The sequence below is a fragment of the Pusillimonas sp. genome, assembly GCF_044464525.1.
GTDB lineage: Bacteria > Pseudomonadota > Gammaproteobacteria > Burkholderiales > Burkholderiaceae_B > Pusillimonas.
On record NZ_JBIQLE010000035.1, the window covers coordinates 1 to 24,247 of the forward strand.

Below are 24,247 nucleotides of genomic sequence, written 5' to 3' on the forward strand. Positions count from 1 at the left end.
ATGGCCGTGACGCGCATCTATTCCTCGCTGGTCTTTGTCGTAGCGGCCTTCATTGCCATACTGCTGGGGTTCTCGCCCAAGTTCGGCGCCCTGATTCAGTTGATTCCCGGGCCGGTTCTGGGCGGCATGTCGTTGGTGGTTTTCGGCCTGATCGCGGTGGCCGGCGCGCGCATCTGGGTGGTCAACCAGGTCGATTTCAGCGACAACCGGAACCTTATCGTCGCGGCCGTGACCCTGGTGCTGGGCGCCGGCAATTTTTCGATCGCCTTTGGCGCTTTCACGCTGGACGGAATTGGAACAGCCACCTTCGGCGCCATTATCCTGCACGCTTTGCTCGGTGCGCGCCAAACACATAATTCGCGCAAACAGTTGTGAAGTGTGTGGTTGGCAGGGGGGCTTGCAATTTGCCCCGATTTTGCCGACAATAACTCATACATCCCCGGTTCTCGGCGAACCGGGGTTTTGCATTACATCGAAGCTCATTCTCGGTGCATAAGGCAAAGCGACAAAAACAAGTCAAGAATCCCACATTCTTGTAAGACAAATTGACGTTGGCTGCGGTCTGCCGTCGGCGTCCACTATCAGAGGCGCTCCCTCGTTGCGGAGCGTCTTTTACTTTCATCAGGAACATCATGGCTGCCATACCATTGACAGCAAGCGGAGCTGAACGCTTGCAACAAGAACTGCATCGCTTGAAAACGGTCGAGCGCCCCGAAGTAATCAATGCCATCGCCGAGGCGCGCGCCCAGGGCGACTTGTCCGAGAACGCCGAGTACGATGCTGCGCGTGAGCGCCAGGCATTTGTCGAAGGCCGTATCCAAGAGCTCGAAGGCACTTTGTCCAACGCACAGATCATTGATCCCACCACGCTGGATGTCCAGGGTACAGCCGTGTTCGGCGCCACCGTCGAAATCGAAGATCTCGATTCCGGCCAGCGCCTTACTTACCAGATTGTTGGCGATGCCGAGGCCGACATCCGCGCAAATCGCATCTCGGTTTCCAGCCCCGTGGCCCGTGCTCTAATCGGCAAGTCCGAGGGTGATGTCGTCGAAGTCCAGGCTCCGGGCGGCGTGCGTGAATACGAAGTTGTCGGCATTAGCTATATCTAAGCGGCGGTTTTAAGCCCAGGCCCCGGCTTTAAAGTCCCGGCTTCAAGCTTAAGTCGGGCCTAAGTTTGAAGTCCGGGCGCTATCCTGGGCCCTGGCCCACCGCCAGGGGCGCTTTTCAGCGTAAAATACGTGCCGATAGCGGCATTCTTGATAGCGCCCGGTTCAAGACACCATAAAAAAGCCCCCAAAAGCGGGGGCGTTTTTCTTTTTTGGCCGTCATGCCGGGGTCGCCGCATGTTGGCAGTGGGCGCCTGCTTCTGAAAGCGGCTTGCCGCTTGATGTATGCCCAGGATACTGGCGCCGCCATGTTCCAAAGGTATTTGTGCCGCGTGTTAGCGTGAACGCTTGCGTGTGCCGGACGGAGCGGCGCGCCGCATGCCGGCGCGTAAGGTAAGGGCGCTGCCGGCACGGCGCGGGATGCCGTGGGCTGGAGCCGGCCCGGAGGCTGTACGCCGGGCAGGGGCCTCGTCATTGGGCCGGCGAGTGGTTTTGCGTGCCGGTTTGGTGCCGGCTGCGGCATGCTTTTTCGGTATATAAGGCTCCGAGGGCTTGCGCTGCGCCCGGGTGGCGTTGCGTGCCTGTTCTTCGGCCAGAGCCTTGGCGGCATCAGGCCGATAGATTATCAAGGTTTTGCCCAGGTGATGCACTGCGGCGCATGAAAGCTCGTCGCAGATGGTTTCGAGAGTGGCATCGCGTTCAGCGCGTTCCTGGCCGTTTACCCGTACCTTGATTAATTGGTGGGCGTTCAGATTCAGGTCGATTTCTTTGAGAACGGCCGCGGTAAGCCCCTTGTCGCCGATCAGGACGACAGGGTGCAATGGATGGGCGGCGGCGCGCAGGGCGCTGCGCTCTTGGGATGTAATGTCAAGTTTGGGCATAGTGGAATTGTACGGGAATGGCCAAGAAAAAATTCTCAAAAAACTGGGTTCATCAGCATATCAACGACCCTTATGTGAAAATGGCGCAACAAAAGGGCTATCGTGCGCGCGCCGCGTTCAAGCTGCTGCAGATTCTCGAGACCGAAAAACTCCTGAACAAGGGCGATATCGTGGTCGACCTGGGCTCAGCGCCGGGAAGTTGGTCGCAGGTGGCGCGCGAGCGATTGGCCGGCCCGGGCGGCGTGGTGCAGGGCCGAATCATTGCTTTGGATATGCTGCCGATGGAGCCCGTCGCCGGGGTTGAGTTCATCCAGGGCGATTTTCGCGAAGATCACGTGCTCGAGCAATTGAAACAGATTGTTGGCGATTCGCCCGTCGATCTTGTGATTTCCGATATGGCCCCCAACTTGTCTGGTGTGGAGTCGGCCGATTCGGCGCGAATCCAGCATGTGTGCGAATTGGCACTCGAATTTGCCTGCAGGCATCTGCGCCCTGAAGGCGCCTTGATCGTCAAGGCATTTCACGGCAGCGGGTTCTCGCAGATCGTTGAAATGTTCAAACAGCATTTCCAGCGTGTCGTCGAGCGCAAGCCCAAGGCTTCGCGAGATAAATCATCTGAAACATTTTTGGTTGCCCGTGGTCTTAAACCCGGGGCAAATCAAAGCGATGTTCGTTCTGACGGGTTAGAATGAACCATTCAAGTATCTGATCGGCTGCCCGTAACGCGGGGCTACGTGTCAGGTCGAGGTTACGTAGGAGGTTGGCTTTGAACAACTCGTTTTCCAAGGTTGCCATATGGATGGTGATCGCGCTGGTGCTTTTCACTGTATTCAAGCAGTTCGATGGCCGCGTCGCATCCACAGAAACGGTAACCTATACCCAATTCATGTCCGATGCGCAGGCGGGCAAGGTCAGCAAGGTCGACATCCAGGGCGATACCCTTTATGTCACGCCTGATTCAGGCCGGCCGTACAGCCTCACGTCGCCAGGCGATCTTTGGATGGTCCCCGAACTGGTCAAGGCCGGCGTCGAAGTCTCGGGCAAGGCTCGCGAAGAACCCTCGTTCCTGACCAGCCTGTTTATCTCGTGGTTCCCGATGCTGCTGCTTATCGGCGTATGGATATTCTTCATGCGCCAGATGCAGGGCGGCGGCAAGGGCGGTGCGTTCAGCTTCGGCAAATCGCGCGCCCGCATGATGGACGAAAACACCAACAACGTCACTTTTTCCGACGTCGCAGGTTGCGACGAAGCTAAAGAAGACGTCACCGAGCTGGTCGAATTCCTACGCGACCCCACCAAATTCCAGCGGCTGGGCGGACGCATTCCGCGCGGCGTGCTGCTGGTAGGTCCTCCGGGAACCGGTAAAACCCTGCTTGCCAAAGCTATTGCCGGCGAAGCCAAAGTGCCTTTCTTCAGTATCTCGGGCTCTGACTTCGTCGAAATGTTTGTCGGCGTGGGCGCCGCCCGCGTACGCGACATGTTTGAAAACGCCAAGAAGCAGGCTCCTTGCATCATCTTCATCGACGAAATCGATGCAGTAGGCCGCCAGCGCGGCGCCGGCCTGGGTGGCGGCAACGACGAACGCGAACAGACCCTCAACCAGTTGCTGGTTGAAATGGATGGCTTTGAAACCGGCCAGGGCGTATTGGTGGTTGCCGCCACCAACCGCCCTGATGTGCTCGACCCCGCGCTGTTGCGCCCTGGGCGCTTTGACCGCCAGGTGGTTGTGTCTTTGCCCGACATCCGCGGCCGCGAACAAATTCTTAAAGTGCACATGCGTAAAGTGCCGTTGGCATCCAACGTCGATGCGCTTATTCTGGCGCGCGGCACGCCCGGTTTCTCGGGCGCCGACCTGGCCAACCTGGTCAACGAGGCCGCTTTGTTCGCGGCGCGCCGCAATGGCCGCACTGTCGACATGAACGATTTCGAAAAGGCCAAGGACAAGATCATTATGGGCGCCGAACGTCGCACCCTGGTCATGCCCGAAGAAGAGCGCCGCAATACGGCGTATCACGAGTCCGGCCACGCCCTGGTGGCTCGCAGCCTTCCCAAGACCGATCCTGTACACAAGGTCACCATCATTCCGCGCGGAAGGGCGCTGGGCGTCACCATGCAGTTGCCCGAGGGCGACCGCTACAGCATGGACAAAGACCGTCTGCTCAACATGATCGCCGTGCTGTTCGGCGGGCGTATTGCCGAAGAGGTCTTCATGAACCAGATGACCACGGGCGCCTCCAACGACTTTGAACGGGCTACCTCCATTGCACGCGATATAGTCACCCGTTACGGCATGACCGACTCGCTTGGGCCGGTGGTTTACGCTGAAAACGAGGGTGAGGTCTTCCTGGGGCGCAGTGTCACCAAGACCACCCATGTGTCAGAGTCCACCATGCAAAAGGTCGACCTGGAAATTCGCAAGATCATCGATGAGCAGTACAAGGTGGCGCGCGACATTATCGAGGGCAACCGCGACAAGATGGAAGCCATGGCGGCCGCCTTGCTCGAGTGGGAAACCATCGACGCCGATCAAATCAACGACATCATGGAAGGCCGCGCCCCGCGTCCTCCCAAGAACCACGACAGCCCCGACTCACCGCCAACGCCGCCCGCCGGCGCGCCGGCGGTGGGCGGCGGCAGCGCTGCCGCCACCCCTGTGTAGAACTGGGCGCCGTGGTGTTTTCATGAGCGCAAAGCTGCTCTGCGGGCGGTTCGAGCTGTCGCTCGAACGCCCCCTGGTGATGGGTATTCTCAACGTCACCCCCGATTCGTTCTCTGACGGATCGCGCCATCTCGAAACCGACAATGCCATCGCCCATGGGCTCCAGCTCGTGGCCGATGGCGCCGACATTATCGACATCGGCGCCGAATCTACGCGCCCCGGCGCGACCCCGGTGGGTTTGCAAGAAGAGATCGATCGCCTGCTGCCGGTGATAGAAGGGCTGCGCGATTGTGGCGCCGCCATCTCGGTCGACACGTTCAAGCCCGAAGTCATGCGCGGCGTACTGGATGCCGGCGTCGACATGATCAACGACATCTATGGTTTTCGCATGCCAGGGGCCCTCGAGGCGGTGGCGTCGTCATACTGCGGGTTGTGCGTCATGCACATGCAGGGCGAACCGCGCACCATGCAGCAGGCCCCCCGGTACGACGATGTGGTGGCCGAGGTGCGAGACTTCTTGCGTGAGCGCGTTGCCATCCTGAGAACCTTGGGCATGCACCCCCAACGCATCGTGCTTGACCCGGGATTCGGCTTCGGCAAGAACGCCCAACATAACTACGAGCTGCTTCGCCGCCTGCAAGACCTTTTCTTCGACGATTACCCATGGCTGGTGGCCCTGTCGCGCAAGACGATGATAGGGCATGTCACTGGTCGAGAACCCGACCAGCGCCTCGGAGGCAGCATTGCGGGAGCGCTTGCGGGCATTGCTCGCGGCGCGGCCCTGGTGCGCGTCCACGACGTGGCGCAAACAGTTGACGCCATCAATGTGTGGCAGACAGTACAGAACGGAGCATCCGCATGAGTCAGCGCAAATATTTCGGCACCGATGGGGTGCGCGGCGAGGTGGGCGGCCCCATCATCAATCCAGAGTTCACTTTGCGGCTGGGCTATGCGGCAGGCCAAGTGCTGGCGCAACATCACAACCCCATTCGCGGCCGGCCCACCGTGGTCATCGGCAAAGACACCCGTATTTCGGGTTATATGCTTGAATCCGCGCTTGAGGCCGGCTTGTCGGCCGCAGGCGTCGATGTGTTGCTGGCCGGGCCGGTTCCCACACCGGCTGTGGCCTACCTGACCCGGGCCCTGCGACTGGCCGCCGGCGTTGTCATAAGCGCCTCGCACAATCCGTATCAAGACAACGGCATCAAGTTCTTTTCGGCGCAAGGCATGAAGTTGCCCGATGAAATCGAAGAGCGTATCGAAGCCGTCATCGATCAGCCCTTGGGCTGCGCCGACTCCGAGGCGCTGGGGCGCGCTCGGCGCATCGACGATGCTTCCGGCCGGTACATCGAATTTTGCAAAAGCACTTTCCCGAACGAGCTGGATCTGTCCGGCATGAAGATCGTGGTCGACGCGGCGCACGGGGCGGCCTACCAGATTGCGCCGCATGTGTTTCGTGAACTGGGCGCCGAAGTATTTCCCATCGGTTGCCAACCGGATGGCTTCAATATCAACGAAGGCGTCGGCGCGCTTCACCCCGAGGCCATGGCGGCCGAAGTTCAGGCGCGGGGTGCGCACGTCGGCATCGCACTGGATGGTGACGCCGACCGGCTGTTGATGGTGGATGAAACCGGCCGCCTCTTCAACGGCGACGAATTGTTGTATGCCATTGTGCGCGACCGCCTCAGCCGGGGCAAGGTCGAGGGCGTGGTCGGCACGCTGATGACCAACTTCGGCTTCGAAAAGGGCGTGAAGGCCATGGGAGTGGACTTTGAGCGTGCCAAGGTGGGCGACCGCTACGTGCTTGAAACCATGTTGCGCAAAGGCTGGCTCTACGGAGGCGAAAGCTCGGGCCATCTTTTGTGTCTTGATTGCCACACTACCGGCGACGGCATCATTGCCGCCCTCCAGGTCTTGACCGCCATGCGACGACCCGAGCAGAGCCTATCCGAGGCGGTGGGCGACCTGCGGATGTATCCACAAGAAATGGTCAACGTGCCGCTGAAACCCGGAACCCAGTGGGAAGACCACTCCGGCCTGGCCGAGGCGCGCCGCCGTGTGGAACGCGAGCTCAATGGCCGCGGCCGAGTACTGATTCGCGCTTCGGGCACCGAACCGAAGCTGCGTTTGATGGTCGAAGCCGAAGACGTCGAGCTGGCCCGGCAAGGCGTGAGCGAACTGGTTGCAGTCGACTTAACAAAGCGGTAACGTAGACATCAAATACTTGAAACATTTGGCTGCCATAATGGCACAATGTTTGTGGAGCGATATCTATGCTAGAGCTAGCGCGAGTCAATAGCGAAGCCGAGGTCGAAGTTGCCTGGAGCGGAGAATCATCCGGCGGGCTGGTGCTTGGCCTGGCACGTACCAACGAAGAGCTCGAATCCATACAGCGCTTGCGCTACGAGGTGTTCACCAAGGAAATGAATGCTGTCTTTCCCGATGCGGCGGACGGCCTCGATTCCGATCACTTTGATCCGTGGTGCGAGCATTTTATGGTTACCGAAGCCGGCACGGGTCAGGTGGTGGGCACCTATCGGCTGCTGACACCCGCCAATGCCATCAAGGCGGGCGGCTATTATTCCGAATCCGAGTTCGACATCTCCTCGCTCGACGGCATTCGTTCTTCGTTGGCCGAAGTAGGGCGGTCGTGTATTCACCCCGACTATCGCAAGGGATCAGTCATCATGTTGTTGTGGTCGGGTATTGCGGCCCTGATGCAGCAAGGCGGCTATCAGTATGTGCTTGGTTGCGCCAGCGTCAGCCTTCGAGACGATGGGGTCACTGCTGCCGAGGTATGGCGCGCCGCCAAGAAAAGCATGGCTTCCGGGCGTAGCCCTCACCGCGTTGCCCCTTTGCATCGCTACCCGGTCGAGCGCCTCAACAGCGAGCTTCCGGCTCGTGTGCCGCCACTGATCAAGGGCTATCTCGCTTTGGGCGCCTCCATATGCGGCGAACCCGCCTGGGACCCCGACTTCAACACCGCCGATTTTCCCGTGCTGCTGGATATCGCCCAGGTCGATCCCCGCTATCGCAAGCACTTCGGTCTTGACTAGTTTTATTCGCGATAATGCTGCGTTTTCCAATGCGCCCCGGCTTGGTCCGGGGCGTTAAACGTTGGGCCCCGGCTACCGCTTAGCGTTCGACCAGTTTTAAATCGACCCCGGTTTTGCTCCAGTCGGACGCTTCGCGATGCAGCGAGTATTCGGATAACGGATGGGTTTCAAGCCACGACTTGCTTGCAATGGCTTTGATGGTTGAGCCGTTTGATTCGAGTGACAACGGCAGCGCGTCAAGGTCTTCGCGTCGCCGGCAAAGCAGGGTGGCCAAACGCAGGCACAGCAGGGCCTGCCATTGCAGGGCACTGGCCGGGTATGCGTTTTTCTTGCTGAGCTTGCCGTGCAAGCCCAAGGCAAGCCAAGCAAGCAGGGCTTGATCGTCGTTAGAGAAGCCCGGCATATCGGCGTGCTGCAAAATATATGCGCTGTGCCGATGGAAGTTTGCTTGGGTGATGGACAAGCCCACTTCGTGCAGGCTGGCCGCCCAGCCCAGGGCCAGTGAAACCTCTTCTTTTTCGTCTCCGGCACCGCCAAGCTGCTCGAACAGGCGCAGGGCAGTGTCGCGCACACGATCAGCCTGCTTGACGTCAAGCAGATAGCGCTTCTGGTAAAGCGCAACGGTTTCATCACGCTTGTCGTGGTCGGAATCCCGGCCCAGCAGGTCGTACAGCACACCGACCCGAAGTGCGCCTTCGCCCGGCAGCATGACGTCGATCTTGAGCTCTTGGAAGGCGGCCAACATAATGGCCAGTCCACCGGGCAACACCGGGGCGCGCGTGGCCTTGATGCCGGGCAGGTTCTGCATGATGACCTTGCCGTCTTTGATCAGCCTTGCCTGTAGCGCCTGCATGCCTTCCAGCGTGATGCCTTTCGCCGACATACCGCCTTCGGCCAGGATGGCCAGTAGCCCCTTGGCTGTACCCGACGAGCCGTAAGCGTGTTTCCAGCCGGTTTTTCGGTATCGGCGTGCGATTCCTTGCAGCTCTCCACGTGCCGCCAGTTGCGCATGTTCCATGCGTTGAGCAGTAATGATGCCGTCAGGGAAAAAACGTCGGCTAAAACTGGCGCAGCCCATGCTGAGCGAGGCCAGGTGCAGGGGTTCGTGCCCCTGGCCCAGAATAACTTCGGTTGATCCGCCTCCAATGTCAATTACAAGGCGGCGGTTCGTCGAGGGGGCCAGTTCGTTGACCACACCGGAATAGATGAGTCGCGCCTCTTCAGCGCCGGACACGACTTCGATGGGAAAGCCCAGGGCGGCTTCTGCGCGGGGCAGGATGTCGGCAACGTTGCGAGCAACGCGGAAGGTGTTGGTGGCGACGGCGCGCACGCGATTGGGATGGAAGCCGTTGAGTCGTTCCCCGTAGCGTTTCAGCACTGCCAGGGCCCGCTCGATGGCGGGCTCATCGAGCATCTGGTGTGCGTCCAGGCCGCCTGCCAGTTGAACGGATTCCTTTAGCCTGTCGACAGCGTAGATTTGTGCTTTTCCGTTGTTTTGCACGACCCGGCCGATGGAAAGGCGAAAACTGTTCGAACCCAGGTCGACGGCAGCAAGGAGATAGTCCATAGAGGCGTAGTGTGGCAGGTTTTTTCAGATTATAAGGAATTGACATCCTCCCGTCCCTCTTGGATGCTCGCCGCCCAAGGGGCGGCAAGGAAAGGGATTCCTGCCGTGTTCAGCCCGCACGGGCTGGCTGAGGGCTATTTGGCGCAAGCAGTGGAGCATGTTGCGGGTGAAATCCCGCCCTGTCATGATAGTGTCATTAACTTGCAGTAAAAGACAGGCATTATCTTCAGGACCTCGAATGTTATCCGACCCCTCCAGCGTCACGCCCAAACTGCTCAACCGTGAGCTGTCCCTCTTGAAGTTCAACGACAGAGTGCTGGCCATGGCCGAGTATTCTGATACGCCGTTGCTAGAGCGGCTGCGTTACCTGTGCATCGTCAGTTCCAATCTCGACGAATTTTTCGAAATCCGCATTTCAAGCCTCAAGGAACAGCTGGCTCAGCATGCCAACATCGCCGGCGAAGACGGCTATACGCCGGCCGAGGCGTTCGAGCAGGTGCAAGAGGCCACGCATGCCCTGATCGAGCGCCAGCACCATCTTCTTAACGAAGAAGTGATGCCTTTGCTGGCACTCGAGGGCATCGTCGTGATCGACCCCTCAGATTGGGATGAAACTCAGCGCGGCTGGGCGCACTCTGTTTTCCAGCGCGATGTAATGCCCATGCTGACCCCTATCGGGCTCGATCCGGCGCATCCCTTCCCGCGTGTCTACAACAAGAGCCTGAACTTCATCGTGGCCCTTTCAGGCATTGATGCCTTCGGACGCAGGGCGTCCATTGCGGTAGTGCAGGCGCCACGGGCATTGCCCCGCGTCATGCGGGTGCCTTCCGAAATCGCCGGGGTCGAACATGGCTACATCATTCTTACCTCGCTTATCAGCGAGTTCGTCGGTGAGCTGTTTCCAGGGCTCGAGGTGAACGGCTGTTATCAATGGCGGGTTACGCGCAACAGCGATCTATTCGTCGACGAGGAAGAGATCACCAACTTGCGGCTGGCCTTGCAAGGCGAACTGTCGCAGCGTAACTTCGGCGCAGCGGTTCGGCTCGAAATCGATCACGAGATGCCCGCTCGCCTTGAACGCTATCTGCAGCAAGAGTTCTCGCTGCAGGCGCACGACACATATCGAGTCGACGGCCCGGTGAACTTGTCGCGGCTAATGCAATTGTGCAATTTGGTCGATCGCCCCGACCTGCTGTTTTCGGAATACCGTCCAAGGGTGCCGGCGCCCTTCGATATGATCGGCGATCACCCGCACTCCATGTTCGAAGCCATTGCCGAGCGCGACCGTCTTTTGCATCATCCGTATCAGTCTTTCGAGCCTGTCCTGGCGTTTTTATCGGCTGCGGCACAGGATCCGGCCGTAGTGGCCATCAAGCAGACCATCTACCGCACCGGCGAAGACTCCGAGCTGATGAGCTTGCTGCTGTCGGCTGCGAAGGCCGGCAAAGAGGTTACTGTTATTGTCGAGCTGATGGCGCGCTTCGACGAGCAGACCAATATCGGTTGGGCGGCCAAGCTCGAAGAGGTGGGCGCCCACGTCAGCTACGGGGTCGTAGGGCACAAGACCCATGCCAAGATGGCTCTGGTGCTTCGGCGCGAGGGCGGCCGCATCCGGCGCTACGGGCACCTGGGCACTGGTAATTATCATACGCGCACGGCCAGGCAGTACACCGATTTCGGCTTGCTTACGGCAGATCAGGGTATTTGCGCCGATATGGACAAAGTGTTCTCTTTGCTGACCGGCCTGGGCGAGAAGCCTGTGCTCAAGGCTTTGCTGCAGGCGCCATTCACGTTGCACGACACCATGGTAGAGCTGATTCGCAATGAAGCGCAGGCTGCCGCCGAAGGCAAGAAGGCGCGCATCATGGCCAAGATGAACTCGCTGCTCGAACCCATCATTATTGAAGAGCTTTACAAGGCCAGCCAGGCCGGGGTGCGCATCGATCTTGTCGTACGTGGGGCTTGCGCGCTGCGTGCCGGGGTACCGGGCTTGTCGTCGAATATTCGTGTGCGTTCCATCGTGGGACGTTTCCTTGAGCATTCCCGCGTCTTTTATTTTTATGCCGAAGGCGAAGAAAAGGTTTATTTGTCGTCCGCCGACTGGATGGACCGAAATTTCTTCCGGCGGGTCGAACTCGGCTGTCCCGTATACGACCCGGCGCTGAAAAAACGTGTAATAAGAGAGGCTTTCCTGTATGCCTTGCGGGATAATCAGCTGGCGTGGCGCGCGCTGCCAAACGGCGACTACGTCAAGATCAGGGCCAGGGGCAAGCCCTTCAATATACAGAAGCACCTCATGGAATAAGCTCGGCGCAACACTTGCCCGATGGCGGCGGTGTCATTAACCTGTAATATTGACTCTTTATCATTCAGTCCATGCAGGTAACCACCTGTTCATTTGACCTAAAAATCAAGAGGATTGATCGATGTTCAAACGCGTAATTTTGCAAGCCGCAGTTGGTATCGCCTTCGGCGCCGCCTCATTGGCCGCCCAAGCGGTCAACATCACCGGCGCCGGCGCGTCGTTCCCTTATCCCATCTACGCCAAGTGGGCAGCCCAATACCATCAGGAAACCGGTCACCGCATCAATTACCAGTCTATCGGCTCGGGCGGCGGCCAACAGCAGATCATCGCCAAAACGGTCGATTTCGGTGCTTCGGACGACCCCATGATGGCCGCAGATCTTGAACAGAACAATCTGCTTCAGTTCCCCGCCATCGTGGGCGGCACGGTGCCCGTCGTCAATATCGACGGCGTCAAGCCCGGCGAACTCAAGCTTTCGGGTCCGGTCCTCGCCGACATCTTCCTGGCCAAGATCAAGAAGTGGGACGATGCCGCCATCAAGGAAATCAACCCCGACCTGAACCTTCCCAACGCCGACATTGTCGTCGTTCACCGTTCCGACGGCTCGGGCACGACTTTCGGCTGGACCAACTACCTCTCCAAGGTTTCTCCGTCATGGAAAGAAACCGTTGGCGAAGGAAAAGCCGTCAAGTGGCCCACCGGCCAGGGTGGCAAAGGCAACGAGGGCGTCGCAGCCTACGTTCGCCAGCTAAGAAACTCAATCGGCTACGTCGAGTACGCTTACGCCAAGCAGAACAACCTGTCCTGGACCCAGTTGCAGAACCAAGAAGGCAACTTCGTTCAGCCTTCGCAAGAAGCCTTTGCCGCAGCGGCCGCCAACGCCGACTGGAAAGGCACTCCCGGCATGGGCGTGGTCCTTACCGACGAACCCGGCGCCGATTCCTGGCCCGTTACCGCTGCGTCGTTTATCTTGATACACAAGTCTCAACAAAAGCCCGAGAACGGCAAGGCGGTCCTGCAGTTCTTTGATTGGGCCTTCAAGAACGGTGAGGACATGGCTGCCGAACTTGACTACGTACCCCTGCCCGATACCGTAACCGATCAAATTCGCGCTGTCTGGACTGATGAAGTCAAGGCGGCCGACGGCTCTGCGGTCTGGAAGTAATGTAGTTACAATCCGGGTCCAGGCTGCCTGACCCCCAGCGAAGACGATGCCGTGTTTCATGGCATCGTCTTTGTTGTGTGAAAATTACGTATTTGGCCGTTTCCAAAGTTGCACCCGCGTACTCCACTTAGGGCTGCCGCGGCTAGCCATGGCGCAGACCGCAATGATCCACACGTACGAGCACTCATGAAGAAAAAGCAATCCGCCCTGATGGACGTCTTATTCAAGAATATGACGCGGTCATTCGCCTTCCTGGTATTCGTTCTGCTTGCCGCGATCATGGGCTCGCTGATCTACGGTAGCCGTGAATCAATCGCCGAGTTCGGTATTGCGTTCTTATGGACCAACGACTGGAACCCCGTCACGCACAAATATGGCGCCATGGTACCCATTGTCGGCACCTTGCTGTCGTCGCTCATCGCGCTGCTCATCGCCGTGCCCGTGTCCTTCGGCATTGCGATGTTTCTTACCGAGCTGTCACCAGTTTGGTTGCGCCGACCCTTGGGCACCGCCGTTGAGATGCTTGCGGCCATTCCGTCCATCATCTACGGCATGTGGGGCCTGTTTGTGTTCGTGCCGCTGTTTCAGCAGTATGTGCAACCCGGCCTTATCGCCTTGTTCGCGGGCATACCCGTATTGAATCAGGTTTTCTCGGGCCCTCCTTTTGGCATCGGTGTGTTCACCGCCGGGCTCATCTTGTCGATTATGATCATCCCGTTTATTGCGGCGGTGATGCGGGATGTCTTTGAGATCGTGCCCCCTTTGCTCAAAGAGTCTGCCTACGGTTTGGGCGGCACCACCTGGGAGGTCGTTTGGAAGGTGGTGTTGCCCTATACCAAGCATGGTGTGATCGGGGGCATTATGCTGGGTCTGGGACGCGCGCTGGGTGAAACGATGGCGGTTACATTCGTTATCGGCAACGCGTTCAATCTGCCCTCGTCGATCTTCTCGCCCTCCAACTCGATTGCCTCGGCATTGGCCAACGAGTTCAACGAAGCGGGCGGCATGCAAAAGTCAGCCCTGCTTGAACTGGGCTTGATACTTTTCCTGATCACCACCATCGTGCTGGCATTTTCCAAGGTGCTGTTGCTGCGCCTGTCCAAGAACGAAGGAACCTCACGGTAAGCGCACCATGTTCAATTCCGACTCCGTCGTCTCGCTCGATAACAAGGTCTATAAGAAGCGCCAGCGCGTTAACCGGCTCATGCTGGGCCTATCGTTCGCTGCGCTTGCCTTCGGCCTGTTCTGGCTTTTCTGGATCATTCTTACATTGCTGGTGAAGGGCGGGTCTTCGCTTTCCCTGGCCCTGTTCACTCAAACCACGCCGCCGCCGGGCCAGATGGGCGGCCTTCTGAACGCCATAGTGGGCAGTGTAATGATGGCGGTGGTGGCTACGCTGGTGGGCACGCCCATAGGCATCTTCGCCGGCACTTACCTGGCCGAATATGGACAGCGCGGCTGGCTGGCGCCCGCCACACGTTTTTTAAACGATGTGCTGCTGTCAGCGCCCTCCATCGTTATCGGCCTGTTTATCTATGCCGTATACGTGGCGCAGGTGGGGCACTATTCGGGCTGGGCGGGCGCTTTCGCGCTGGCTATTCTGGTGATACCTGTGGTGGTGCGGTCAACCGACAATATGCTCTCGCTGGTGCCCAACAGCTTGCGTGAAGCCGCCGCAGCCCTGGGCTGCCCACAGTGGCGCATTATCAGCTTCATCTGCTACCGTGCCGCGATTTCCGGCATCATCACCGGCGTTTTGCTTGCCGTGGCGCGTATTTCGGGTGAAACCGCGCCGCTGCTGTTTACGGCGCTTAATAACCAGTTCATGTCTTGGAACATGAGCGCGCCCATCGCCAATCTGCCGGTGGTGATCTTCCAGTATGCCGCCAGCCCGTTCTCGGATTGGAACGACCTGGCCTGGGCCGGCGCGGTGCTTATCACCTTGCTCGTGCTTGGCATCAATATCCTCGCCCGCTCACTTTTTCGCAAGTAAATGAATAACGGCGGGCGTATCGCGCTCGTCCGGGAAACCGACCATGAACACAGCTCAATCAGATCGCGTCAAGCTTGAAGTCAAGAACCTGAATTTCTTCTACGGCAAGTATCAGGCCCTACACGACGTCAGCATGTCCATTCTCGAGAACAAGGTCACGGCCTTCATCGGGCCGTCGGGCTGCGGCAAGTCCACCTTGCTGCGCACATTCAACCGCATGTACGAGCTTTATCCTGGCCAGCGCGCCGAGGGTGAGATCAATCTCGACGGTGAAAACCTGCTGACGTCCAAGATGGACATCTCGCTTATTCGCGCCAAGGTCGGCATGGTTTTTCAGAAGCCCACCCCATTTCCCATGAGCATCTACGACAACATCGCTTTTGGCGTGCGCCTGTTCGAAAGGCTCAGCAAGGGCGAGATGGACGAGCGTGTAGAGTGGGCCCTGACCAAGGCTGCACTTTGGAACGAGGTGAAGGACAAGCTCGGCCAGAGCGGCAACGGCCTGTCGGGCGGGCAGCAGCAGCGCCTTTGCATTGCGCGCGGCGTGGCCATCAAGCCCGAAGTACTGTTGCTCGACGAGCCGTGCTCGGCGCTGGACCCGATTTCAACCGCCAAGATCGAAGAGCTTATCACTGAGCTCAAGTCGGACTACACCGTGGTGATCGTCACACACAATATGCAGCAGGCCGCCCGCTGTTCCGACTACACAGCTTACATGTACCTGGGCGAGCTCATGGAATTCGGCGAGACCGACAGCATTTTCGTCAAGCCCGCGCGCAAAGAAACCGAAGACTACATCACCGGTCGCTTCGGTTAATCGGCGCCGCGCTAAAAACTACCACAGCTATGCGCGATTTCGTATCTTCGTGCTAGAATAGCTGTCTTTGTCGGGGCGTGGCGCAGCCTGGTAGCGCATCTGGTTTGGGACCAGAGGGTCGCATGTTCGAATCATGTCGCCCCGACCACGAATTCCAAATTGAATAAAGGGCTTGCACGATATATCGTGCAAGCCCTTTATTTTTGGTGCGCCCGGCATGGCCAGCATTGGCCCACTCCTGCGGGTGCAAGTCGCGCCATATTCCAACGAACGACTATAGCCGGCATTGCGTACCAGCAGGCCGAACCGGCTGCCATTGCTGTGTGAGACGTCTACGCTCCACACGAGTCTGCCTCTAGGCACCAAGGCAGTCGCATGGCGGCATTTCGACCGATCGGTCAGGCAGCTCTGACGGATGCGGTGTGCCAGCATCGCTTTAACCGTCGCCTCTTTCAAAAATTGCTCCCATGCCTGGATGCTATTGAACCGTTGTTTGTACACCACGTCTGATAGTCGCCAAACGCGTACACCCGGAACGACGAACGATCTGAAATCCGGGCCATATTAGGGTAAACGTAAGGTTGCTTAAACAACCATCAGGTGATTTAATTGCGAGACATAAGGTTGTTTAAGCAACTATTTGCCGCTGATCGATTCCTACGCTGCCGTGGACATCGGTTGTAAATACAGTCAAGTAACTTAGGAGACAAGCATGGTTGAGCTATATCACTTCTGGAGCTCGGTATGCTCGGTACGCGTTCGAATGGCGCTTGAAGAGAAAGGCGTCGAATGGGTTAGCCGCTATATCGACTTGTTCAAATTCGACCAACTGCAGCCTTCATATTTGGCAATCAGTCCTAATGGCGTGGTTCCAGCGCTGGTTCACAATGGAGTGCCAGTGCGCGAATCGCTTGTCATCAACGAATACATCGACGAAGTATTCGGCGGTCCGTCGCTTAGTCCTTCCGACCCACTCGCGCGGGCACGCATGCGAGAATTCAACAAAGCGTGTGAAGACGACTTCACTCCGATTGTGAAGCTGACTCTGGTGAAGTACATCTTGCCGAAGCTGCGCAAGCGTTGGGGTGAGGATGCGTTGCACGAATACGCAGAAAAGAGGCCGTCTCGATATCTGAAAGACCTGCACGGTCGTGCGCTTCGCGGCGACATCGATGAACATGAGCTCGCCGAGTGTACCGAAAATATCCAGCTCCTTCTGGACAAGGTCGAGGCCATATTGTCGGCGCCGGAATTTGGGCCTGACGCCAATGGGCGCCAGTGGATCGTCGGCACTTTCTCATTGGCGGATATTTGTATCGCGCCCTATATGTATCGTCTGTATGCCTTAGGGGCAGAGCAGTTCTGGTCTGATACGAGGCGCCCAAACGTAGCGCGATGGTATAGCCAGTTATCGGCGCGGCCGGCATTCAAGGTCGCCGTTGAATGGCCGGACGAATCAGGCGGCGGATATGAAGAGGTCAACCTCACCTCGCAGCCGCTCAATTTAACTCAATGATTCCAGCGTGCCGCAATCAGGCTGCGGCATGCGGCACTTCCTCGCCTGCACTTATATCGGAGACCGCATGAAAGCAGAAGCCGTACTTCTTGACCGAGCCCCTAAACAAGCCGATTCCATCCCGGACGCGTCACGTTCCGAATTCAGCGAACTCATGGAGCGCGCTCGCGCGCTGGCCCCCATCGTGCGAGAGCGCGCCGAGCAGACCGAGCGCGACCGCCGCGTCAGCACCGATGTTACTACCTTGCTGAAGCAAGCCGGCCTTTATCGAGCTGTACAACCGCGCCGCTTCGGTGGCTACGAACTTGCACTTGAGGAGTTGCGCCAACTCGCGTTCGAGGTCGGACAGGGTTGCACATCCACCGGGTGGTGCTATGGCCTGAGCGCAGCCAACGCATGGACGGTGGGTATGTTTCCATTGCAAGCTCAGGAGGATGTCTGGGGCGCCGATGCGGACAGCCTGCTGGCCGCCTGCATCGCACCTACCGGCAAGGCCACACGCGTCGAAGACGGCTTCCGTGTCCGTGGGCGCTGGGGGTTCGCGAGCAATTGCGATAACGCCGATTGGTTGGCGCTGGGTACGCTAGTGGATGAAGGTGAAGGCGGGCCTCCGCGTCCGATGCACCTGCTATTGCCGCGGGCCGACTGCCGCATTATTGACAACTGGCACACGGTCGGCCTTGCTGGAACCGGCAGCAAGGACATTGTGATCGATGAAGAGGTGTTCGTGCCGTCTCATCGCAGTGCGGGCTTTGCCGAGTTGCTTGGCCAGGAGGCGCCTGGAGCGCTTGTGAACAGCGGTGGGCTGTATCGCATTCCCTTCTTGAGCGGATTTCCTCCGCTTCTGGCCAATCCCGCTGTGGCCGCTCTACGTGGTGCGGTCGATGAGTTTATCGAGCATGTCGCCATGCGCGCTACGCGAGGCGCTTTTGCCGGTGGCGGGTCCACCATCGCCCAATTTGGCCATGTCCAGACGGCTGTGGCGGAAGCCGAGGCGGCCATCGATGCCGCACAGCTCATCTTGCAACGTGATTTGCGGTTGGCCACGGAGCTTTCGGCGGCTGACGTCAAGATTTCCACGGGGCAACGCATTGAGTTTCGCCGCGGACACGCCTATGCAGTGAGGTTATGCGTGCAAGCCATCAACGGCCTGTATGACGTGGTGGGCGGCACCGGCATCCACTTGGACAACGGCATTCAGCGCGCGTGGCGCGACATCAACGCGGTGGCCCACCACATCAGCGTCAACTGGAATGCGGTTTCCACGATGGTCGGCCAACAGCGTTTGGGTTTGCCGCCTCGAGGCCAGTACTGAACCGGAAGGAGCAACCAAGATGATTCGCTATCAAAAATTGGGCCGAGTAGAGCTCGGTGTGACGGACGTGGTTCGCGCACGCCGTTTCTACGAGGAGGTTGTCGGCCTCCAATATGTGGAAACAGGCGCAGCCGGTGAAGTGCTGCTGCGCTGCGACAATGATCATCACAGTCTTGTACTACATGCGGCGGATGTGGCCGGTTTGCGTGTTGCGGGCTTCATGCTGGAGGACGAAGACCAGTTTGCCGTGCTGCTGGAACGCCTGCGCAGTGTCGGCCTGGATCCGCGAGAAATGTCCACTGCGCATTGTGAGCGGCGCTGCCAGCAACGCGCGATCCGTGTGTTTGAGCCGTTGGTGGGGGCCGTAATCGAGTTTTACACGCCGGCGGCCGATGCGTCGCGCCCTTTTCTGCCGACCGTGGCCCGCATTCAGCGCTTGGGCCATGTGGTGTTCAATACGGCGCATGCGGCCGAGGCGGTTGCCTTCTGGCGCGACATACTGAACTTCCGCGTTTCAGACGCCGTGGGCGAGATGATCACCTTCATGCGCTGCTGGCCCAACCCATGGCATCATGGGATCGGCATCGCGCAGTCGGAGAATTTCAGCCTGCATCACGTCAACTATATGGTTAGTGAAATCGATGACATCGGACGCGCGCTTGCTCGTCTGCGCAAGGCCGGCTCTGACGTCGTATTCGGTCCCGGCCGGCATCCCGCCTCGGACAGCATCTTCTTGTACTTCCTTGATCCGGATGGCCTGACGATGGAGTACAGCTTTGGCATGGAGGGATTCCACGAGGATTTCGCACGCGAGCCCCGACGCTTGCCGCTTGCGCCCGAATGGTTGGATTACTGGGGTTCGGTGCGTGACCCGCGCTGCTTCACTGGCGCCGGCGCCAACGCCGCTCCCGAGAGTCTTGAGGAAACGGTATGACCGGGCCACAGATCGAAGCACACGAGCACCTCGAGACAGAGCTGGCTTGGTGGACGGCTTCCGATGACTTCTTTGAAGCGACCGCGGCGGCGACAGAGAACCTCAGGGTGGGTGGTCCCGCCATCGATTCGCGTGAGTTGCGCAATGCGCTGGGCCGCTTCGCCACCGGCGTGTGTGTCGTTACCACTCGCGCCGAAAGTGGTCGAACCGCAGGGCTAACCGTAAATTCGTTTAGTGCGGTATCGCTTGATCCGCCGCTGGTCGCGTGGTGTCTTGGACGCAAAGCTCCGAGCATACGGGTGTTTTCGGAGGCCGGGCACTTTGCGGTGCACGTGATGGCCCACGATCAGCACGCACTTGCGATGCACTTTGCTCGCCCGGCGGACGACAAGTTTGCCGCGGTGTCTGACGCCTTTGAGTCTGGTATCGATAATGTGCCGGTGCTGCGCGATGCGCTGGCACGTTTCGAGTGCCGGAAGGCTTCGATGATCGACGGCGGTGACCACGTGATTTTTCTTGGGCGTGTCGAGCGTTTCGTCTATGCGGACCGCCCCCCTTTGCTGTTCCATGCGGGACGTTTTCTAGAGCGTAGCGTGGAATGCTCCGCCTCATTACCCTGACTTCTTAGAGTCTAATAAAAAAGAGAGACAAATATGAAAATATTTCGAAACCCGTGGTGGATCGTATTCGGATCAGTGCTGGGACTGATCGTCGGAAACGTCACAATCTTGCAGTTCTCCACTTCGGTCTTGATGAAGCCCATCATGGCGGAGTTCGGCTGGTCGCGAACCATACCGTCGGCGGCCGTTGGTCTCGGAACGCTGTGCGCGGCCTTCGCAACTCCGTTTGTCGGCCGCATGATCGACAAGAGGGGCGTCAAGTCCGTGACGCTGGCGAGCATCGTTTTGTTTGCCTTGGCTACGGCCGCCATGGCGTTGACGCCGGCGGCGGCATTCGTGTTTCTTGGCATGTTTGCGGCGGTGGGTATGTTCAGTGCTGGACAGGCGCCGCTGCCGTATGCACAGTCGATTGCGGCCGCTTTCGACCAGCGCCGCGGCTTGGCATTGGGTGTTGCAATGACTGGAGTCGGCCTGGGAGCCGCGCTGATGCCCATGCTGGCACAAACTTTTCTAGAGAGCTTTGGCTGGCGGGGCGCCTTCGTTGCACTTGGCGCGACGGTGTTTTTGGTGTCCTTTCCCGCAGTTGCGCTATTCCTGCGCGACGTTGGGGAACGGGCCCGTGCAGGGCGAGCGGGCTTGCCTGGACTGGAGGCCCGCGAGGTTGTGCGCAGCGGCAACTTTTGGATTCTGGCACTGGTCTTCATGTGCATTCCTGTTGTGGCCAATGGGATCATATTTCATATTGTGGCATTGCTGACGGACCGCGGTATCACTGCTGAAAGCGCCGTCATCGTCTTTACTGTCATCGGGCCTTCGTTGATTGTCGGTCGCTTGCTGTGTGGCTACTTTCTTGACCGCTTCCACGCACCGTATGTAGGAGTGGTCTTCATCGTTTTGCCGGCATTGGGTGTGCTGGTGCTGCTCTCTAGTTACGACCCGAAAATCATCGCCATGGGCGCTGTGCTGGTGGGCCTGGGCCTGGGTGCCGAGGTCGACCTCATCGGCTATCTGCAAAGCCGGTATTTCGGTTTGCGCGCATTTGGGCAGGTGTACGGATACCTATTTGCGATCTTCACGATCGGCGCCGCCATCGGCCCCTTTGTAATGGGAGCCGCCTTTGACATCTTTGGTTCATATCGGCTGATTCTTGTTGTGTTCTTGATGGTTCTTCTGGTTGCGGCGGCGGCTATTGTTCGTCTTCCGCGCGCCTATCCATATCCTGTGGTAAGACCCGGCAAGCCTCCCCTGGAATCATTTGCTACGGTGTCAGGCGCCAGTTCTGTCGTTAAATAATCATGAAACTCGTCATACACAACCACGATGGCCGCACTTCAATTCAGAACCGAGTAGTGGCCGAATCGATGGAGTCACGCTGATGCACGACCTCAAAACATCCCCGCCCATGAACGACCTGGCTTTTAGGCAGCGCGAGGTCCGCCAACTCGCACGCGCATGCGATCGAGCCGGACTTGCCACCGCCTACGGGCATTGCAGTGTCCGACTGGATGAGAACTCTTTTCTCGTTTGCGCACCCAAGCCGATGGGTCTGGTTTCACCGGAAGACAAGGGTACTATCGTAAAGCTTGATGCCTCGCTCCCTGATGGAGTATTGGGCGAGGTACGGATGCACCGCGAGGTATACCGGTTGCGGCCAGATGTGAACGCTATCGTGCGCTTTATCTCGCCGAACATTACGGCGCTGGCAGCGCAGGGCCGTACGCCGCGGGCACGGCACGGCTTCGGCGCCTATTTTGCACCCGAGGCCCCAATGTGGCGGGATCCGGAACTGGTGCGCAACGATACAGCGGCTGCCGGCGTTGCCCGTGTTCTCGGAAGTGCGGCCGGCATCGTGGTTTCGGTCAATGGTGCGGTGGTCGCGGGGGCCAATGCTGCGCAGGCGCTTGCGCTGGCAGTTTTTCTGGAGGACAGCGCGCGAGTTGAGCTTGCGTCTCTCTATGCAGGATGCGCAGACCGTCATGAGTTGAGCAATGATCAATGCCAGGCACGCGCGACATGGGCTGGAAGAGTGGCTGAGCGAATGTGGGACTATTGGACTCAGGATGACCCTGAGCACACGCCGTGAGCCGGAGTGGGACATCGGCCCAAAGTCACCGGTAGATTTCTTCGATGCGCAGCGGCATTTGTTATTCTATAGGGGAGCAGTCCATGTGAGATGCACTGCTCTCTATTTTGAGCAACATACGTAGAAAATAGGCAGAACTATTATCAGCTCAAACTGCCTGCACACAGAGAAAGACGGATACTCCTATGGCGGCTACCACGTACGGCAATAAACTTGGCGTGAGGCGGGCTGCTGACCTGCCGTTCCGTACATGAAGCAAGCCCGTTCAACCAAGCCTCCTGTCGCATCGCCGCATACCGACAAGCCTGTCGAACGTAGCAAAGCGCGCCATAACCCGCTCTGGGATCTGGAACGGTCAATAGGTTATCTGCTCAACCGCGCAGCCAATATCGTAGCTGCGCGATTCAGCGACGAGCTCAAGCTTCACGGAATCAACCTGCAAATTTGGCGTGTGCTAGCCGCGCTTGATCACGAAGATGGTCAATCAGTAACCGCCCTGGCCAGTCACACGGCCGCGGAACTATCCTATCTGTCGCGGTCGCTGGCTGCCATCGAGAAGCGCGGACTTATCGTACGCGTCACGTCTTCACAAGACAAGCGCACTGTTCGACTGTCTCTGACGCCGGCCGGCCGGAGTTTGGTTAAGGCACTTGTACCGCACGGTGCCGAGGTGGAGCGCATGGCCCTGGCCGGCATACCGAAGGCTGACATCGAGGCGATGCAACGGGGGCTCCAGGCCGTTTACCGCAACGTGGTGGCGGGCAGCCAGAAAGATGTAGCCATAGCGGTAAATCGCAAGCTCACTGTGGCGCGCCGCGCTCGTCAACGGACGCGGGATTAAGCACATGTCTCATTCTCCTTATTCCTTATCAGCCGGTCTGCCATTGACGACTAAAGAATAAAGCCTTTCCATTAACTACCTAAAAGTTAATTGTCTTTGTACTTTGAGTGGCAAAATGAAAGCTTGTACGCCCGAATAGGGAAGGCCGGGAAAAGCCGCGAACGCTTGGTCTGCTGCGTTTGTCTCTTTTTTGATACGGCCGGATTTATGGTGCACACATGCAAACTGGGGTAACTACCTAGAAGCTTTAGCCGTGGCTTTTAAATACTATGGACGTCATCCGAAGGTTCCGCCGCAAGAAGCAAAGCTCAGAAAAAATCAAGGTCGGCCGGCGGTTTTGCTGGCCGTTCAAGATAATCCCCAGGAGACAAACCATGCGTATTCGCCGCTATTTATTTTCAGCATTGATCGCAGTTTTTGCCAGCAGCGCTGTTGCCGACACCGATGTCAAGTTTGCGCTCGATTGGCGCTTCGAGGGCCCGGCCGCGCCGTACCTTGTTGCACTAGACAAAGGCTATTACAAGGACGAAGGCCTGAACGTCACCATCGATGCGGGTGCAAGTTCGGTCGAGCCCATCAACCGGGTGGCCACCGCCACCTATCACATTGGCTTCGCCGATATCAATTCGCTGATCAAGTTTCGCGACAACCCGCAGAACCCTCCGGTTCAGGCGGTGATGATGGTCTACGACACGCCGGCGTTTTCCATCGTTACCCTGAAAGACAAGGGCATCACCAAGCCTAAAGACCTCGAAGGCAAGATATTGGGCGCTCCCGCCCCTGACGGCGCCTACGCCCAGTGGCCCATTTTTGTCGCCGCCAATGACATCGATGTTTCAAAGGTGCGTATCGACAACATAGGCTTTCCGGTGCGTGAGCCCATGCTGGCACAGGGCAGGGTAGACGCCATCACCGGCTTTTGGTTCTCGTCGTTCATGAACCTCAAGGCAAACGGTGTCAAGGACGAAGACATCGTTGTCATGCTGCTGGGCGACTACGGCGTCGACCTGTACGGCAACGCCATCATGGTCAACCCCGAGTTCATGAAGAACAATCCCGACGCGGTAAAGGGCTTTGTGCGTGCCACCATCAAGGGAATCCAGGACACCATCAAAGACCCTGATTCCGCCATCGATCACCTGATGAAGCGCAACGCCATAGCCAATCGCGACACAGAGCTGCAGCGCCTGAAGCTGTCGCTCGAGCGCAATTTCGTCAATGACGCGGTGCGCGAAAACGGTTTGGGTGACGTCGACATGCAGCGCCTGGATAAATCCATCGACCAGATCGGCCTTACCTTCGACTACACCAACAAGCCCAAGGCCGCCGATATTTTCACTTCCGAGTTCCTGCCCCCGCGTGAACAGCGCTTGGTCGATTAATGGAGGC

At 58.4% G+C, this 24,247-nt stretch carries 22 protein-coding genes and 1 tRNA gene; 21 read left to right on the top strand and 2 right to left on the bottom strand.

The genetic code is table 11. The annotated features are described in order from the left end of the window. Together ACIY1O_RS15115 and greA are read left to right on the top strand one after the other, a co-directional pair. Positions 1 to 375, top strand: a 375-nt coding sequence (locus ACIY1O_RS15115) for a solute carrier family 23 protein (RefSeq protein WP_397475928.1), incomplete at its 5' end; no start/stop codon positions are given. 257 nt (positions 376 to 632) lie between these two features. Next, positions 633 to 1,109 (top strand): transcription elongation factor GreA, encoded by a 477-nt coding sequence (gene greA, locus ACIY1O_RS15120; protein ID WP_397475929.1) that lies wholly within the window; start codon positions 633 to 635, stop codon positions 1,107 to 1,109. 332 nt (positions 1,110 to 1,441) lie between these two features. Here greA and ACIY1O_RS15125 read toward each other — a convergent pair whose 3' ends face one another. After that, on the bottom strand, positions 1,442 to 1,987 hold the full coding sequence (locus ACIY1O_RS15125) for a YhbY family RNA-binding protein (protein ID WP_397475930.1): 546 nt from the start codon (positions 1,985 to 1,987) through the stop codon (positions 1,442 to 1,444). A gap of 17 nt (positions 1,988 to 2,004) precedes the next feature. On the opposite strand from ACIY1O_RS15125, the gene ACIY1O_RS15130 reads away from it, so the two are divergent. The 5 genes from ACIY1O_RS15130 (at position 2,005) to ACIY1O_RS15150 (ending at position 7,702) form a co-directional block, all read left to right on the top strand. Beyond that, positions 2,005 to 2,679: an RlmE family RNA methyltransferase gene (locus ACIY1O_RS15130; RefSeq protein WP_397475931.1), complete on the top strand. Its 675-nt coding sequence runs from the start codon at positions 2,005 to 2,007 to the stop codon at positions 2,677 to 2,679. A 74-nt stretch (positions 2,680 to 2,753) separates the two neighbouring features. Continuing rightward, on the top strand, positions 2,754 to 4,646 hold the full coding sequence (gene ftsH, locus ACIY1O_RS15135) for an ATP-dependent zinc metalloprotease FtsH (RefSeq protein WP_397475932.1): 1,893 nt from the start codon (positions 2,754 to 2,756) through the stop codon (positions 4,644 to 4,646). Between the two features lie 22 nt (positions 4,647 to 4,668). Further along, positions 4,669 to 5,508, top strand: a complete 840-nt coding sequence (gene folP / locus ACIY1O_RS15140) for a dihydropteroate synthase (RefSeq protein ID WP_397475933.1) — start codon at positions 4,669 to 4,671, stop codon at positions 5,506 to 5,508. Beyond that, complete coding sequence (glmM, locus tag ACIY1O_RS15145; protein ID WP_397475934.1) at positions 5,505 to 6,854, top strand: phosphoglucosamine mutase; 1,350 nt, start codon at positions 5,505 to 5,507, stop codon at positions 6,852 to 6,854. The genes folP and glmM overlap by 4 nt, the downstream gene beginning before the upstream one ends. Positions 6,855 to 6,919: 65 nt before the next feature. Continuing rightward, positions 6,920 to 7,702 (top strand): GNAT family N-acetyltransferase, encoded by a 783-nt coding sequence (locus ACIY1O_RS15150; protein ID WP_397475935.1) that lies wholly within the window; start codon positions 6,920 to 6,922, stop codon positions 7,700 to 7,702. Between the two features lie 79 nt (positions 7,703 to 7,781). On the opposite strand, the gene ACIY1O_RS15155 is transcribed toward ACIY1O_RS15150, so the two are convergent. Then, positions 7,782 to 9,269, bottom strand: a complete 1,488-nt coding sequence (locus ACIY1O_RS15155; RefSeq protein ID WP_397475936.1) for a Ppx/GppA phosphatase family protein — start codon at positions 9,267 to 9,269, stop codon at positions 7,782 to 7,784. A 238-nt stretch (positions 9,270 to 9,507) separates the two neighbouring features. Here ACIY1O_RS15155 and ppk1 point away from each other — a divergent pair, with 238 nt between their 5' ends. The 14 genes from ppk1 (at position 9,508) to ACIY1O_RS15225 (ending at position 24,240) form a co-directional block, all read left to right on the top strand. Continuing rightward, the gene (gene ppk1, locus ACIY1O_RS15160; protein ID WP_397475937.1) at positions 9,508 to 11,574 is read left to right on the top strand and encodes a polyphosphate kinase 1; all 2,067 of its coding nucleotides are present in this window, start codon (positions 9,508 to 9,510) and stop codon (positions 11,572 to 11,574) included. 121 nt (positions 11,575 to 11,695) lie between these two features. Then, complete coding sequence (gene pstS, locus ACIY1O_RS15165; protein WP_397475938.1) at positions 11,696 to 12,739, top strand: phosphate ABC transporter substrate-binding protein PstS; 1,044 nt, start codon at positions 11,696 to 11,698, stop codon at positions 12,737 to 12,739. A 186-nt stretch (positions 12,740 to 12,925) separates the two neighbouring features. After that, positions 12,926 to 13,864 (top strand): phosphate ABC transporter permease subunit PstC, encoded by a 939-nt coding sequence (gene pstC / locus ACIY1O_RS15170; protein WP_397475939.1) that lies wholly within the window; start codon positions 12,926 to 12,928, stop codon positions 13,862 to 13,864. Positions 13,865 to 13,871: 7 nt separating this feature from the next. After that, complete coding sequence (gene pstA, locus ACIY1O_RS15175; protein WP_397475940.1) at positions 13,872 to 14,732, top strand: phosphate ABC transporter permease PstA; 861 nt, start codon at positions 13,872 to 13,874, stop codon at positions 14,730 to 14,732. A gap of 43 nt (positions 14,733 to 14,775) precedes the next feature. Further along, the gene (gene pstB, locus ACIY1O_RS15180) at positions 14,776 to 15,549 is read left to right on the top strand and encodes a phosphate ABC transporter ATP-binding protein PstB (protein WP_397475941.1); all 774 of its coding nucleotides are present in this window, start codon (positions 14,776 to 14,778) and stop codon (positions 15,547 to 15,549) included. Between the two features lie 71 nt (positions 15,550 to 15,620). Continuing rightward, positions 15,621 to 15,697: transfer RNA gene (locus ACIY1O_RS15185), tRNA-Pro, on the top strand. Positions 15,698 to 16,261: 564 nt separating this feature from the next. Further along, the gene (locus ACIY1O_RS15190; protein WP_397475942.1) at positions 16,262 to 17,065 is read left to right on the top strand and encodes a glutathione S-transferase family protein; all 804 of its coding nucleotides are present in this window, start codon (positions 16,262 to 16,264) and stop codon (positions 17,063 to 17,065) included. 67 nt (positions 17,066 to 17,132) lie between these two features. Further along, positions 17,133 to 18,380: an acyl-CoA dehydrogenase family protein gene (locus tag ACIY1O_RS15195; protein WP_397475943.1), complete on the top strand. Its 1,248-nt coding sequence runs from the start codon at positions 17,133 to 17,135 to the stop codon at positions 18,378 to 18,380. A gap of 19 nt (positions 18,381 to 18,399) precedes the next feature. Next, entirely contained in the window at positions 18,400 to 19,314 is a 915-nt protein-coding gene (locus tag ACIY1O_RS15200; protein ID WP_397475944.1) for a VOC family protein, read from the top strand. Next, positions 19,311 to 19,934 (top strand): flavin reductase family protein, encoded by a 624-nt coding sequence (locus ACIY1O_RS15205; protein WP_397475945.1) that lies wholly within the window; start codon positions 19,311 to 19,313, stop codon positions 19,932 to 19,934. Before ACIY1O_RS15200 ends, ACIY1O_RS15205 begins: the two co-directional genes overlap by 4 nt. Positions 19,935 to 19,967: 33 nt before the next feature. Continuing rightward, on the top strand, positions 19,968 to 21,227 hold the full coding sequence (locus ACIY1O_RS15210) for an MFS transporter (RefSeq protein WP_397475946.1): 1,260 nt from the start codon (positions 19,968 to 19,970) through the stop codon (positions 21,225 to 21,227). Positions 21,228 to 21,309: 82 nt separating this feature from the next. Next, a complete protein-coding gene (locus ACIY1O_RS15215; RefSeq protein WP_397475947.1) occupies positions 21,310 to 22,017 on the top strand; it encodes a class II aldolase/adducin family protein in 708 nt (235 codons plus the stop codon). Positions 22,018 to 22,267: 250 nt separating this feature from the next. Then, on the top strand, positions 22,268 to 22,858 hold the full coding sequence (locus ACIY1O_RS15220) for a MarR family winged helix-turn-helix transcriptional regulator (protein WP_397475948.1): 591 nt from the start codon (positions 22,268 to 22,270) through the stop codon (positions 22,856 to 22,858). Positions 22,859 to 23,232: 374 nt separating this feature from the next. Further along, on the top strand, positions 23,233 to 24,240 hold the full coding sequence (locus tag ACIY1O_RS15225) for an ABC transporter substrate-binding protein (RefSeq protein ID WP_397475949.1): 1,008 nt from the start codon (positions 23,233 to 23,235) through the stop codon (positions 24,238 to 24,240). The last annotated feature ends 7 nt before the right edge of the window (positions 24,241 to 24,247 follow it).